This window comes from Streptomyces griseosporeus (assembly GCF_014656055.1).
GTDB classification, from domain to species: Bacteria; Actinomycetota; Actinomycetes; order Streptomycetales; family Streptomycetaceae; genus Streptomyces; species Streptomyces griseosporeus.
Genome location: NZ_BNBR01000003.1, coordinates 283,450 through 296,445, shown reverse-complemented (window position 1 = coordinate 296,445; position 12,996 = coordinate 283,450). Strand labels below are relative to the sequence as shown.

12 protein-coding genes and 2 riboswitches are annotated in these 12,996 nt (G+C 70.4%); of the genes, 5 read left to right on the top strand and 7 right to left on the bottom strand.

Going from position 1 to position 12,996, the window contains the following annotated elements:
* Position 1: 1 nt before the first annotated feature.
* The 7 genes from IE308_RS16075 to gcvT all read right to left on the bottom strand — a co-directional run bounded on the left by IE308_RS16075 (position 2) and on the right by gcvT (position 6,900).
* A complete protein-coding gene (locus IE308_RS16075) occupies positions 2 to 544 on the bottom strand; it encodes an MOSC domain-containing protein (RefSeq protein WP_190218485.1) in 543 nt (180 codons plus the stop codon).
* 46 nt (positions 545 to 590) lie between these two features.
* On the bottom strand, positions 591 to 1,784 hold the full coding sequence (locus IE308_RS16070; protein ID WP_110630832.1) for an acyltransferase family protein: 1,194 nt from the start codon (positions 1,782 to 1,784) through the stop codon (positions 591 to 593).
* A gap of 156 nt (positions 1,785 to 1,940) precedes the next feature.
* Positions 1,941 to 2,498 (bottom strand): glycoside hydrolase family 25 protein, encoded by a 558-nt coding sequence (locus tag IE308_RS16065; RefSeq protein WP_110630834.1) that lies wholly within the window; start codon positions 2,496 to 2,498, stop codon positions 1,941 to 1,943.
* Between the two features lie 79 nt (positions 2,499 to 2,577).
* Complete coding sequence (locus IE308_RS16060) at positions 2,578 to 3,945, bottom strand: L-serine ammonia-lyase (protein WP_110630836.1); 1,368 nt, start codon at positions 3,943 to 3,945, stop codon at positions 2,578 to 2,580.
* Positions 3,946 to 4,005: 60 nt separating this feature from the next.
* Complete coding sequence (gene glyA, locus IE308_RS16055; protein ID WP_110630838.1) at positions 4,006 to 5,271, bottom strand: serine hydroxymethyltransferase; 1,266 nt, start codon at positions 5,269 to 5,271, stop codon at positions 4,006 to 4,008.
* A gap of 15 nt (positions 5,272 to 5,286) precedes the next feature.
* Positions 5,287 to 5,664 (bottom strand): glycine cleavage system protein GcvH, encoded by a 378-nt coding sequence (gene gcvH, locus IE308_RS16050; protein WP_110630840.1) that lies wholly within the window; start codon positions 5,662 to 5,664, stop codon positions 5,287 to 5,289.
* Between the two features lie 108 nt (positions 5,665 to 5,772).
* Positions 5,773 to 6,900 (bottom strand): glycine cleavage system aminomethyltransferase GcvT, encoded by a 1,128-nt coding sequence (gene gcvT, locus IE308_RS16045; RefSeq protein ID WP_190218484.1) that lies wholly within the window; start codon positions 6,898 to 6,900, stop codon positions 5,773 to 5,775.
* Between the two features lie 42 nt (positions 6,901 to 6,942).
* A riboswitch (glycine riboswitch) is annotated at positions 6,943 to 7,052 on the bottom strand.
* Positions 7,053 to 7,153, bottom strand: a riboswitch (glycine riboswitch).
* Between the two features lie 169 nt (positions 7,154 to 7,322).
* Between gcvT and IE308_RS16040 the strand changes: the two genes are divergently transcribed.
* The 5 genes from IE308_RS16040 to IE308_RS16020 all read left to right on the top strand — a co-directional run bounded on the left by IE308_RS16040 (position 7,323) and on the right by IE308_RS16020 (position 12,973).
* Complete coding sequence (locus IE308_RS16040) at positions 7,323 to 7,988, top strand: AAA family ATPase (RefSeq protein WP_190218483.1); 666 nt, start codon at positions 7,323 to 7,325, stop codon at positions 7,986 to 7,988.
* Between the two features lie 102 nt (positions 7,989 to 8,090).
* Entirely contained in the window at positions 8,091 to 8,882 is a 792-nt protein-coding gene (locus IE308_RS16035; protein ID WP_190218482.1) for an enhanced serine sensitivity protein SseB, read from the top strand.
* Between the two features lie 152 nt (positions 8,883 to 9,034).
* Positions 9,035 to 9,796 carry an enhanced serine sensitivity protein SseB C-terminal domain-containing protein gene (locus IE308_RS16030; RefSeq protein WP_110637131.1) on the top strand — a complete coding sequence of 254 codons (762 nt, stop codon included), beginning with the start codon at positions 9,035 to 9,037 and terminating at the stop codon, positions 9,794 to 9,796.
* A 306-nt stretch (positions 9,797 to 10,102) separates the two neighbouring features.
* Positions 10,103 to 11,110: an ABC transporter permease gene (locus IE308_RS16025; protein ID WP_190218481.1), complete on the top strand. Its 1,008-nt coding sequence runs from the start codon at positions 10,103 to 10,105 to the stop codon at positions 11,108 to 11,110.
* Between the two features lie 69 nt (positions 11,111 to 11,179).
* Entirely contained in the window at positions 11,180 to 12,973 is a 1,794-nt protein-coding gene (locus tag IE308_RS16020) for an ABC transporter substrate-binding protein (RefSeq protein ID WP_190218480.1), read from the top strand.
* The last annotated feature ends 23 nt before the right edge of the window (positions 12,974 to 12,996 follow it).

The window sequence follows — 12,996 nt, the reverse complement described above, 5'->3', positions numbered from 1 at the left end:
CTCAGACGATCTCCAGGGGCCGGTGCGGCCCCTCCGGCAGCAGGACCCGGACGGGGTCCCCGGGCCGCACCACGCCCCCGCCGACGACGACACCCATGATCCCGGACCGGAAGCTGGGCCGGCCGTCGGCGTCCTTCCCCACCACCTGCTTCAGCAGCCCCTTGCGGAAGCCGTCGATCTGCGCGCACGGATTGCGCAGGCCGGTCACCTCGACGACCGCCTCCTCACCGAGGACCAGCCGCGTCCCCCGCGGCAGGCCGAGCAGATCGATTCCACGGGTCGTCACGTTCTCCCCGAGCTGACCGGCCGCCACATCGAAGCCGGCCTCGCGCACCTCGTCGAACAGCTCCGCGTGCATCAGGTGCACCTGGCGCAGGTTCGGCTGCGAGGGGTCCTTCTTCATCCGGAAGCGGTGCTTCACCGTCGTCCCCGCGTGCACGTCGCCCTCCACGCCGAACCCGGCGAGCAGCGTGATGCTCTCCCGGTTCGGCTTGGTGAAGCTGTACGTGCTGTTCCTGCTGACCGCGACGACCGTCCCACTCATGGCCGAGCCGCTCCCCTCGTCGCGCGGCTCCGAGTCGAACCGCAGGTCAGAGCCTACGGCCAGGGCGGGGGCGGCGCGGCGACGGGGGTTGCAGGTCGAAGGCCGCGCTGCGCAGGGAGCGCCGCATGGCCTGCGCGAGCGGACGTTCCAGGAAGCGCTGGACCAGATACGACAGGACGACCAGCCCGGCCACGGTCACGCCGACCAGCACCCAGGGGTCCATACGGCGGCCGAAGTGGTGGGCGACCGTCATGCCGATGATGTCGTGCAGCAGGTACAGCGGGAACGTCAGCGTCCCCAGCACCGTCAGCCCGCGCCAGCGGATCCACCGCGTCCAGCCCAGCGCGATCGCGGCGATCAGCACGAAGAACACCGTGACCACCAGGACCAGCCAGCCGCGCCACGGCGCCCAGGTCGCCCAGTTGTTGCGCCCGTGCGGGTTGAGCAGGAAGTGCAGCGCCAGCAGCCACGACATGGCGACGATGCCCCACAGCAGCGGGGTCGGCCGGAAGCGGTACATCAGGTAGAAGGCCATGCCCGCGATGAAGTACGGCGCCGAGGTCGGGTTGATCAGCAGCGTCAGCAGCGGGATGTGCGCGGCGGGCGCCAGCACGGCGGCGACCGTCCACACACCGCAGAACACCACCACGCGCTGGTAGCTGAGGCCCTTCCACACCACGACCGCGAACGTCAGGTAGAAGCACAGCTCCGGCCAGAGCGTCCAGTAGACCGGGTCCAGGCTGTCCACGCCGAGCGGCACCTGGAGCATCGTGAAGTTGGCGAACAGCACGCGCGGGTTGGGCCGCCCGAAGGGCGTCTCGACGGCGTAGATCACACACGCCGACACCACGATCGCGATCCAGTACATCGGGTACAGCCGCGTCACCCGCGAGATGAAGAAGTCCCGCGGGCTGCGCCCCCAGGCGCTCATACAGATCACGAAGCCGCTGATCAGGAAGAACAGATCGACCCCGAGCCGGCCGAAGGCGAACCAGCGGTGCGCCTCCGGGAACAGCTCCTGGTACGGCCGCCCCCAGATCTCGATCATCGCCCAGCGCGTCTGCCCGATGAAGTGGAAGAGGACGACCGACAGCGCGGCGAGGAACCGCAGCCCGTCCAGCGCGGCGAGCCGGTTCTCACGGACGGCGGGCCGCCCGACGACCACCCTCGGCGCCACCACCTCCTCGTCCGCCCGCCCCGAGGCGGTCCCGATCACTGCCCTGTGTTCCGTCTGCGTCATGCGTCCACCGTTCGGCGTCCTGTCTCCACTGCCCAGTCTCGGGCCGCCCGCCTGCCAAGAAGGCTGTACGCGCCATGAAACTCTCGCTCATTCGACCGATGGAGCGATGAAATGGTTGTGGGACTGCTGTGGACGGTTGGGGGCGAGTGACGCGATTCACTCGGGCAGAGCCCAGGAGCGCAGGGCCGCCGCGCTCGCGAAGTCCGCCACGTTCTTGTCGTGCGGCTCGGAGCTGTACTGGTGGAAGCGCCACTTCGCCTTGATGCGGGGCTTGCCCGCGGTGACGTAGTCGGCGATCCACAGGCCGTCGCCGGCGTAGGACGTCGAGTCGACCGTCAGCCAGTAGTGCCGGTTGCAGTACAGGACCACCCGGTTGTGCGGGCGCAGCTTCTTCAGGGTGCGGAGGAAGGTGTCCTTCTCCGCGTTCGTGGCGTGGGTGCCCGCGCCCGTCGTCTCCCAGTCGACGGCCAGGATGTCGCCGCGGCGCTCCGGGGCCTTGCTCAGGAAGTACTCGGCCTGGGCCGTCAGGTTGCCCGGCCACAGGAAGTGGTAGAAGCCGACGACCAGACCTGCGTCGCGGCCGTGCTTGGCCTGGGCGGTGAGCTTGGGGTTCACGTAGGAGCGGCCCTCCGTCGCCTTGACGAAGACGAAGGAGAGGCCGTGCGTGTCGTAGGCGGAGGGCTGGTACGCGCTCACGTCGATGCCGCGCAGCATGGGGGACTCCCGTACGAGCGAGTGGGGGGACGGGAGTTGTTGTATGCCCGGCATCAACGCCGCTGACGCCTGCGGTCGTTCAGCATTCGATGATGTTCACCGCGAGGCCGCCGCGCGCGGTCTCCTTGTACTTCACCGACATGTCGGCGCCGGTGTCCTTCATCGTCTTGATGACCTTGTCCAGGGACACCTTGTGCGAGCCGTCGCCGCGCATCGCCATCCGGGCCGCCGTGACCGCCTTGACCGCCGCCATGCCGTTGCGCTCGATGCACGGGATCTGGACGAGCCCGCCGACCGGGTCGCAGGTCAGGCCCAGGTTGTGCTCCATGCCGATCTCCGCGGCGTTCTCCACCTGCTCCGGGCTGCCGCCCAGCACCTCCGCCAGCGCGCCCGCCGCCATCGAGCAGGCCGAGCCGACCTCGCCCTGGCAGCCGACCTCGGCGCCGGAGATGGACGCGTTCTCCTTGAAGAGCATGCCGATCGCGCCCGCGGCCAGCAGGAAGCGCACCACGCCGTCCTCGTCGGCGCCCGGCACGAAATTGATGTAGTAGTGCAGCACCGCCGGGATGATGCCGGCCGCGCCGTTCGTCGGGGCGGTCACCACCCGGCCGCCGGCCGCGTTCTCCTCGTTGACCGCCATCGCGTAGAGGGTGATCCACTCCATCGCGAGCGCCTGCGGGTCGCCCTCGGAGCGCAGCTTGCGGGCCGTCGTCGCCGCCCGCCGCTTCACCCGCAGGCCACCGGGCAGGATGCCCTCGCGGGACATGCCGCGCGCCACGCACGCCTGCATCACGCGCCAGATGTCGAGCAGACCCTCGCGGATCTCCTCCTCGGTGCGCCAGGCGCGCTCGTTCTCCAGCATCAGCGCGGAGATCGACAGGCCGGTCTCCTGCGTCAGCCGCAGCAGCTCGTCACCCGTGCGGAACGGGTACTTCAGCACCGTGTCGTCCAGCTTGATGCGGTTCTCGCCGACCGCGTCCTCGTCGACGACGAAGCCGCCGCCCACCGAGTAGTAGGTCTTCGACAGCACCTCGGCGCCGTCGGCGTCGTACGCCCAGATCGTCATGCCGTTGGCGTGGTACGGCAGCGCCTTGCGGCGGTGCAGGACGAGGTCGTCGTCGAAGGAGAAGGGGATCTCGTGCTCGCCGAGCAGCCGGATCCGGCCCTGCGCCTTGATCGACTCCACCCGCTCGTCGGCGGACTCCACGTCGACCGTGCGCGGCGAGTCGCCCTCCAGGCCCAGCAGCACCGCCTTGGGGGTGCCGTGGCCGTGGCCGGTCGCGCCCAGCGAGCCGTACAGCTCGCAGCGCACCGAGGCGACGGAGCCCAGCAGGCCCTCGTTGCGCAGCCGGCGGGCGAACATGCGGGCCGCGCGCATCGGGCCCACGGTGTGGGAGCTGGACGGGCCGATGCCGATCGAGAACAGGTCGAAGACCGAGATGGCCACGGTCACTCCTCAGGACGGGGTGGCGGGGACCCGGGATCGCCGGGTGCCCCCGCCGGGGACTTACTTGTTCAGGCCGGGGTACAGCGGGTGCTTGTCGGCGAGCGCCTTCACCCGGGCCTTGAGGCTCTCCGCGTCGTAGGACGGCTTCAGGGCCTGCGCGATCACGTCCGCGACCTCGGCGAAGTCCTCGGCCGTGAAGCCGCGGGTCGCCAGGGCCGGCGTACCGATGCGCAGACCGGAGGTCACCATCGGCGGACGCGGGTCGTTGGGCACGGCGTTGCGGTTGACCGTGATGCCGACCTCGTGCAGCCGGTCCTCGGCCTGCTGGCCGTCGAGCTCCGACTCGCGCAGGTCGACCAGGATCAGGTGCACGTCCGTACCACCGGACAGCACGTTGACCCCGGCCTCACGGGCGTCCGCGGCGGTGAGCCGCTCGGCGAGGATGCGCGCCCCCTCCACCGTACGCCGCTGGCGTTCCTTGAAGTCCTCCGAGGCGGCGACCTTGAAGGAGACCGCCTTGGCCGCGATCACGTGCTCCAGGGGACCGCCCTGGAAGCCCGGGAAGACGGACGAGTTCAGCTTCTTCGCGAAGGCCTGCTTGGCGAGGATGATGCCGCCGCGCGGCCCGCCGAGCGTCTTGTGCGTGGTGGAGGTCACCACGTCCGCGTACTCCACCGGGTTGGCGTGCAGACCGGCCGCGACCAGGCCCGCGAAGTGCGCCATGTCGACCCACAGGTAGGCCTCGACCTCGTCGGCGATCCGGCGGAACTCGGCGAAGTCCAGCTCGCGCGGGTACGCCGACCAGCCGGCGATGATCACCTTCGGGCGGTGCTCCTTGGCGAGCCGCTCGACCTCGGCCATGTCGACCAGGCCGGTCTCCACGTCCACGTGGTAGGCGACCACGTTGAACTGCTTGCCGGAGAAGTTCAGGCGCATGCCGTGGGTCAGGTGGCCGCCGTGCGCCAGGTCCAGGCCCAGGATGGTGTCGCCGGGCTGGGCCAGCGCGAACAGCGCGGCCTGGTTGGCGGAGGCGCCGGAGTGGGGCTGCACGTTGGCGTACTCGGCGCCGAACAGCTCCTTGACCCGGTCGATGGCGATCTGCTCGGTGACGTCGACGTGCTCGCAGCCGCCGTAGTAGCGGCGGCCCGGGTAGCCCTCGGCGTACTTGTTGGTGAGGACCGACCCCTGGGCCTCCATCACCGCGAGCGGCGCGAAGTTCTCGGAGGCGATCATCTCCAGGGTGGACTGCTGGCGCGCCAGCTCGGCGTCGACGGCCGCGGCGACCTCGGGGTCCAGCTCGTGCAGGGACGTGTTCAGGACAGTCATCGGCTCTTCGACCCCTCAGCCGGCGGAGAACTCGGTGTACTCGTCGGCGGAGAGCAGGTCGGCCGGCTCCTCCGCGACGCGCACCTTGAACAGCCAGCCGCCCTCGAAGGGGGCCGAGTTCACCAGCGACGGGTCGGCGACGACGTCCTCGTTGACCTCGGTGACCTCACCGGTCACGGGCGAGTACAGGTCGGAGACGGACTTGGTCGACTCCAGCTCGCCGCAGGTCTCGCCCGCGGTGACCGTGGCGCCGACCTGCGGGAGCTCGACGAAGACGACGTCGCCGAGGGCGTTCGCCGCGTGCTCCGTGATGCCGACCGTCGCCACGCCGTCCTCGGCGGCCGACAGCCACTCGTGCTCCTTGCTGTAACGCAGCTGCTGGGGGTTGCTCATGGCCTGAATTCTCCTGTACGCGGGGGAGTGCTGGTGAATGGGGACTGCGCAGGACATGCGTGACCAGGGCAGATGTGCCCTATGTCACGGCCGGACCTTACGACGGTGTCACTTCTGCCGCTTGTAGAACGGCAGCGCCACGACCTCGTACGGCTCGTGGGTGCCGCGGATGTCCACGCCGACACCCGGCGTGCCGGGGGCCGCGTGGGCGGCGTCGACGTAGGCCATGGCGATCGGCTTGCCCAGCGTGGGGGAGGGGGCGCCGGAGGTGACCTTCCCGATGACCTCGCCGCCGGCGACGACGTCGTACCCGGCGCGCGGGACCCGGCGGCCCTCGGCGACCAGACCGACCAGGACGCGCGGCGGGTTGTCCGCGGCCCGCTCGGCGGCCGCGGCGAGCGCCTCGCGGCCCACGAAGTCGCTCTCCTTGTCGAACTTCACCACCCGGCCGAGCCCGGCGTCGAAGGGGGTCAGCTCGGCGGTCAGCTCGTGCCCGTACAGCGGCATGCCGGCCTCCAGGCGGAGCGTGTCGCGGCAGGACAGGCCGCAGGGGACCAGTCCGGCGCCCTCGCCGGCCTTGGTCAGCGCCTGCCACAGCTCGACGGCGTGCTCCGGCTTCACGAACAGCTCGAAGCCGTCCTCGCCGGTGTAGCCGGTGCGGGCGATGAGGGCGGGCACGCCGGCGACGGTGCCGGGTAGGCCGGCGTAGTACTTCAGGCCGTCGAGGTCGGCGTCGGTGAGGGAGGCGAGGATGCCGGGCGACTCGGGGCCCTGCACGGCGATCAGCGCGTAGGCGTCGCGGTCGTCGCGGACCTCGGCGTCGAAGCCGGCGGCGCGCTCGGTCAGCGCGTCGAGGACGACCTGGGCGTTGGAGGCGTTGGCGACGACCATGTACTCGGTCTCGGCGAGCCGGTAGACGATCAGGTCGTCCAGGATGCCGCCGTCGGCCTGGCAGATCATGGTGTAGCGGGCACGGCCGGTCTTCACCGCGCCGATGTTGCCGACCAGCGCGTGGTCGAGGAGGGCGGCGGCCTGCGGGCCGGTGACGGTGATCTCGCCCATGTGGGAGAGGTCGAAGAGGCCGGCCTTGGTGCGGACGGCGTTGTGCTCGTCTCGCTCGGAGCCGTAGCGCAGCGGCATGTCCCAGCCGGCGAAGTCGGTCATGGTCGCGCCGAGCGAGCGGTGCACGGCGTCGAGCGCGGTGTGCCGCGGCGCGGCGGATTCGGTACTGCTCATCGGACGGTCGTCTCCCAGGGAACAGGACAGGCGAGGAAGCGTTCCTCCCCATCTGTCATCGGAACCTGAGAGGTTCGCCATGACCACCGGGTGGCCCTGGCTTGCACCTTGGGTGGGACCGCCGCGGGCGGCGGTCCGCTTTTCAGATGTGCCTCGCCCGCGCGGTAACGGGGCCTGAGAGATTCAAGGGAGGGACTTGCTCCTTCGGCGCCCCGGACCCCCTGGGGGCCGGGAACTCTCCCGCGCGGATTCAAACGGCCGGTATGCAGTTGGCGCGGACATCATTGCACGCCCGGCCCGATCGCGGCAGGCCGCATCTGTAACCGGCTTGTGGCGGTACGCGAACAAAAACGCGGGGCATCCGGCATTACCTTCTCTTTACGCTCGACGGGCAGGTTCATTGCCTGGCCCAGGGGAGGACGATGACGGTGGACAGGACGACGGCGTACGCGACCACATCGGGCATCGCGGTGCCCCGGCAGCCGGCCGCCCCCGCGGCGCCGGCCCGCCCGGCCCCGGTCGTCCGCGACCTGCGCGACCGCGGGGGGCGCGGGCTGCACGCGCTGCTCTTCGGCGCCCGGGACGTGGTCGTGATCACGGGTCTGCCCGGCAGCGGCAAGTCCACCCTGATGCGCCGGGCGGTGCGGGGCCTGCGCGTCGACTCCCAGGACACCCGCGACCGCTGGGACGCCCGCCTGTCCCGCGTCCTGCCCTACGCCGTCTACCGCCCCCTGGTCCGCCTCGCCCACTACGCCGGGCTGCGCCGCGCCCTGCGCACCGGCGAGGGCGTGGTCGTGCACGACTGCGGCACCCAGGCCTGGGTTCGCGCCTGGCTGGCCCGGGAGGCCCGCCGCCGGGGCGGCGCACTCCACCTGGTCCTCCTCGACGTCCCGCCGCAGGAGGCCCTGGAGGGCCAGCGCGAACGCGGCCGGGGCGTCTCCCGCTACGCCTTCCTGCGCCACCGCAGGGCGGCGTCCCGCCTGGTGCACGCCGTGGAGACCGGCGCCCTGCCCCCCGGCTGCGCCTCGGCCGTCCTGCTGGACCGCGAGGCGGCGACGGCCCTCCGGCGCATCGCGTTCACGGGCTGACGGGCCCTGTCGGCGGTACCCGTTAGCCTTTCCGCCACAGGAGCGGTCTTCCGGCATCCGGCGGACGGCAGTTGGCAGACGGCAGGCGGACGGTAGGGAGAGATGGACTTCCCGGCGGATCTTCCCGCGGAGTTTCCCGCGCAGGCGCACCCCCACCCGCACGGCGGGTGGCCCGGCAACGAGCTGGAGGAGGTGCTGTCCGCCTCCCTCGGCGTGCCCGGCGCGGGCGGGCGGATCATCGAGGTGCTGGGGCGCAGCTTCGTGTGGGTGCCGCTGCCCAGCGGCGGCGGTCCGCACAGCGGCCCCCTCGACCTGCCGACCACCGAGATCGACGGCCAGGCCTACGTCCCGGTGTTCAGCTCCGAGGAGCAGTTCCGGCAGGTCACCGGCGCCCACATGGCGTACACCATCGCCCCCGCCGTGGAGTTCGCCCGCGGTCTGCCCCCGCAGGTCGGCGTCGCGGTCAACCCCGGCGGCGTGGTCGGGGTCCCGCTGCCGCCGGAGGCCGTCGCCGAGCTGTGCCGGGTCGGGCGTACCCCGCTGGACGGGCCCGCGAGCGGCGGCCGGGTGCGGCTGTTCGAGCCCGACTGGCAGGACGACCCCGTCGACTTCCTCGCCGCCGCCTCCGCCGAGTTCGAGGCGATCGGCGTCGTCCTGACGGCCCGCCGCTGCCTGGCCGCCGTGGAGACCGCCGACCCGGTGATGTTCGTCGGCGTGGAACTCTCCCAGTGGGAGGGCGACCTGCGCACCGCCCCCCTGGACGCCCTCGGCCGCGCCCTCGGCAAGGTCCCCGTGCGGTGGCCGGTCAACCTGATCCTCATGGACGTGGCCCAGGACCCCGTCGCGGACTGGCTGCGGGAGCGGGTCCGGCCCTTCTACCAGCGGGCCCTGTGACGCCGGGCGGCGCGGGGCGGCCGGGCCCGCGCAACCGGCCCGGCCCTCCCGACCCACCGCTTAACCTGATTTCATAGCTCGGCCGAGGGTGTTGAACGAAGGGGCGATACAAAGTGAGCGCTGGCACGGCCGCGACCGGGCAGGTCGAGCACATGCTGCGCCAGGTGACGCCCGGGCGCTACGACGCCTACGAGGCGCTCCTGCGCGCGCTCGCCACCCCCGGCTCCGGCCAGGTCTGGATGCTCCTGTGGCACGGCCAGGCCGGCTCCCCGGACGCCCAGTACGGCAACATGGAGGTCGGCGGCCACGGCTACGCGCCCTGCGTCACCTCCGCCCAGGAGCTGAGCGCCAGCGGCTGGAACCGTTCGTACGAAGTGGTCGACGGGCTCGACGTGGCCCGCACCCTGTACCCCGACCACTACGGCCTCTGGCTCAACCCGCACGCCCCGGGCGGCGGCGTCGGCATCCCCTGGCTGGACCTGCGCCGCATCGCCACCGGCCTGGACCGCCAGCCGGCCGGCCCGCTCCGGCTGTCCGAGCCGGCCATCGAGATCCCCCAGTTCTACGCCCTGCTCGCGCAGAACGCCCACCGTACCTCCGCGGTGCGCGCGCTGCGCCGCGCGTGGGTGCAGCCGGCCCTCGGCGCGCCGTACCTCGCCATCGGCCTGGAGGTGTACGACACCTCCCCGCAGGCCGTGGACGCCGTACGCGCGATGATGCAGCAGTCCGTCACCGCCGTGCCGGACGGGCTGCCCGTCTCCACCGTGGCGATGTCGGACGACCACGACCCGGTCGTGATGTGGATGCGGGCGAAGGCCCGGCCCTTCTACGACCGCGAGGCCCACGCGACCGCCCCGGTCCAGGCCCCGGCGGCCGGCTACGGCTACCCGCCGCCCGCCCCCGGCCGGTACTGAGCGTCACCGCGCCCCGAGCGCCCCTCCGGCACTCTTCGCGCGTAGATGCAGGGTAATCAACCGCATCTGCCCCAATTGCCCCAGATCATCCGCGTCCGACCGGCGTAATCTGCTGTCCGGATAACGGAACCCCCAGGACAGCATCACGTTTACGCATCCATTCACCGCCAAGTCTGGCAACAGATCGCCAAAGCGTTGAAGACTCCGGCGACAGGGGTGTTTCGCCCCTGTGTACGACGGACTGACCACGCCGCTACAGCGGCAAGTGCGGGCCGGCTACCGCCGGTTGAGAGGGGTCCCTGCCAGATGACGGCACCATTGCACGAGCCGACCGCGGAAGCGGCCCCGAGCGCGGCCGACGAAGCGGCGGTAGCCAGCGCCGACGCCAAGGCCGTCCAGGGCCGGTCGCTGGGCCGGATCGCCTGGGAGCGCCTGAAGCGGGACAAGCTCGCCCTGACGGGCGGCGTCGTGGTGCTCGTCCTCATCGTGATCGCCCTGCTCGCCCCGGTTCTCACCAACCTGCTCGGACAGGATCCGAACGAGTATCACGAGAACCTCATCGACCCGCTGTTCGGCACGCCCAAGGGCAGCATGGGCGGCATGAGCGGCGACCACCTGCTGGGCGTCGAGCCGGTCAACGGCCGCGACATCCTCGCCCGCATCCTCTACGGCGCCCGCATCTCCCTGCTGGTCGGCTTCCTGTCAGCCCTGGTGGCGGTCGTCCTCGGCACCGTCCTCGGTGTCCTCGCCGGCTTCTTCGGCGGCTGGATCGACTCCCTGATCAGCCGCATCATGGACGGCCTGCTGGCCTTCCCGCAGCTACTCTTCATCATCGCGCTGGTGTCCGTCATGCCGGACAAACTGCTCGGCCTGAGCGGCTCGAGCGTCCCCGTCCTGGTGATGGTCCTGGTCATCGGCTTCTTCGGCTGGCCCTACATCGGACGAGTGGTGCGCGGCCAGACGCTGTCGCTGCGCGAGCGCGAGTACGTCGAGGCGGCCCGTTCGCTCGGCGCCGGGCGGATCTACATCCTGTTCAAGGAGCTCCTGCCCAACCTCGTCGCCCCCATCATCGTGTACACGACGATGATGATCCCCACGAACATCCTCACCGAGGCGGCACTCAGCTTCCTGGGCGTGGGCGTCAAGCCGCCCACGGCCTCCTGGGGGCAGATGCTCTCGAGCGCGCTCGACTACTACCAGTCGGACCCCATGTACATGGTGGTCCCCGGTGTGGCGATCTTCATCACCGTCCTTGCCTTCAACCTCTTCGGTGACGGCGTCCGGGACGCGCTGGACCCGAAGGGCTCCCGCTGACCTGCCGTACCCCAACGTCCCGTGGCACCTGACACGGGGTCTCTCATCAAATCCGGAGGATCCGAGACCGTGACTACCCAACGCACCTCAGGGCGGCGCAAGCAGGCCTTGGCCGCTGCCATCGGGGTCGCCGCGCTGCTGACCACGGCGGCGTGCGGCGGTGGCGACGACAACGGCGGGGGCTCGAAGACCGGCGCCGCCGGCTTCGACGCCGCGAACAACAAGGTCGCCCAGGCCGACCTGGCCAAGAAGGGCGGCACCCTGAAGTTCGGCGCCGCGCAGGACGCCGACTCGTGGGACACCACGCGTGGCTACTACGGCTTCATGTGGAACTTCTCGCGCTACTACAGCCGTCAGCTCGTCACGTTCAAGACCTCGCCGGGCCAGGAGGGTGCCACCCTCACCCCCGACCTCGCGACCGGCCTCGCCAAGGTCTCGGACGGCGGCAAGACCTACACCTACACCCTGCGTGACGGGGCGACCTGGGAGGACGGCAAGCCCGTCACCTCCAAGGACGTCAAGTACGGCATCGAGCGCGTGTGGGCGCAGGACGTCCTCTCCGGCGGCCCGACCTACCTGAAGGACGTCCTCGACCCCAAGGGCGAGTACAAGGGTCCCTACAAGGACACCTCCGCCGACAAGCTCGGCCTGAAGGCGATCGAGACCCCGGACGACAAGACCATCGTCTTCCACCTCCCGACGCCCAACGCCGACTTCGAGGCCATGGTCGGCCTGACCTCCGCCTCGCCGGTGCGCCAGGACAAGGACACCAAGTCCAAGTACGGCCTGCACCCGTTCTCCTCGGGCCCGTACAAGTTCCAGTCCTACAGCCCGGGCAAGAGCCTCACGCTGGTCCGCAACGAGAACTGGAAGCAGTCCTCGGACCCGGTCCGCAAGGCGTACCCGGACAAGATCACCGTCGACATCTTCTCCAACGCCAACGACCTGGACCAGCGTCTGATCACCGGCGACCTGGACCTCGACATCAACCAGACCGGCATGTCGCCGCAGGGCCGCACCACCGCCCTGAAGCAGCACAAGGCCAACCTGGACAACCCGGTCTCCGGCTTCATCCGCTACGCGGTCTTCCCGCAGAGCGTCAAGCCGTTCGACAACATCCACTGCCGCAAGGCCGTGATCCTCGGCGCCGACCACGAGTCGCTCCAGACCGCGCGTGGCGGCCCGCTGGCCGGTGGTGACATCGGTACCAACATGCTGCCTCCGGGCATCCCGGGCGGCGAGGGCCAGAAGTACGACCCGTACCAGCTCAACGGGGCCAACAAGAACGGCAACGTCGCCCAGGCCAAGGAAGAGCTGAAGCAGTGCGGCAAGCCGAACGGCTTCTCCACCACCATCGCGGTGCGTAACAACAAGCCGGTCGAGGTGGCCACCGCCCAGTCGCTCCAGGCGTCGCTGAAGAAGATCGGCGTCAACGCCCAGATCCACCAGTACGACGGTTCCCAGACCGCCGGCATCATCGGCAGCCCCTCGAACGTCCAGAAGAAGGGCTTCGGCATCATCATCATGGGCTGGGGCGCCGACTTCCCGTCGGTCCAGGGCTTCGGTCTGCCGCTGTGGGACAGCAAGTACATCCTGGAGAGCGGCAACAACAACTACGCGCTGATCAAGGACAAGTCGATCGACGGCCTGTTCGACCAGTACAACAAGACGCTCGACGACGCGGGCAAGACGCAGATCGCCACCCAGATCAACCACAAGGTCATGGACGGCGCCTACTACCTGCCCTTCGTCTTCGAGAAGTTCATCAACTGGCGCTCCAGCCGGCTGGCGAACGTCTACACGACCGACGGCTACAGCGGTCAGTACGACTTCGTCAACCTCGGTCTGAAGTCCGCCTCCTGACAACCGGCACACCCGCCGTACGG

Coding starts and splice junctions, on each gene's coding strand:
- IE308_RS16075 (WP_190218485.1), bottom strand. CDS start 544: ATGAGTGGGACGGTCGTCGCGGTCAGCAGGAACAGCACGTACAGCTTC.
- IE308_RS16070 (WP_110630832.1), bottom strand. CDS start 1,784: ATGACGCAGACGGAACACAGGGCAGTGATCGGGACCGCCTCGGGGCGG.
- IE308_RS16065 (WP_110630834.1), bottom strand. CDS start 2,498: ATGCTGCGCGGCATCGACGTGAGCGCGTACCAGCCCTCCGCCTACGAC.
- glyA (WP_110630838.1), bottom strand. CDS start 5,271: ATGACTGTCCTGAACACGTCCCTGCACGAGCTGGACCCCGAGGTCGCC.
- gcvH (WP_110630840.1), bottom strand. CDS start 5,664: ATGAGCAACCCCCAGCAGCTGCGTTACAGCAAGGAGCACGAGTGGCTG.
- gcvT (WP_190218484.1), bottom strand. CDS start 6,900: ATGAGCAGTACCGAATCCGCCGCGCCGCGGCACACCGCGCTCGACGCC.
- IE308_RS16040 (WP_190218483.1), top strand. CDS start 7,323: ATGACGGTGGACAGGACGACGGCGTACGCGACCACATCGGGCATCGCG.
- IE308_RS16035 (WP_190218482.1), top strand. CDS start 8,091: ATGGACTTCCCGGCGGATCTTCCCGCGGAGTTTCCCGCGCAGGCGCAC.
- IE308_RS16030 (WP_110637131.1), top strand. CDS start 9,035: ATGCTGCGCCAGGTGACGCCCGGGCGCTACGACGCCTACGAGGCGCTC.
- IE308_RS16025 (WP_190218481.1), top strand. CDS start 10,103: ATGACGGCACCATTGCACGAGCCGACCGCGGAAGCGGCCCCGAGCGCG.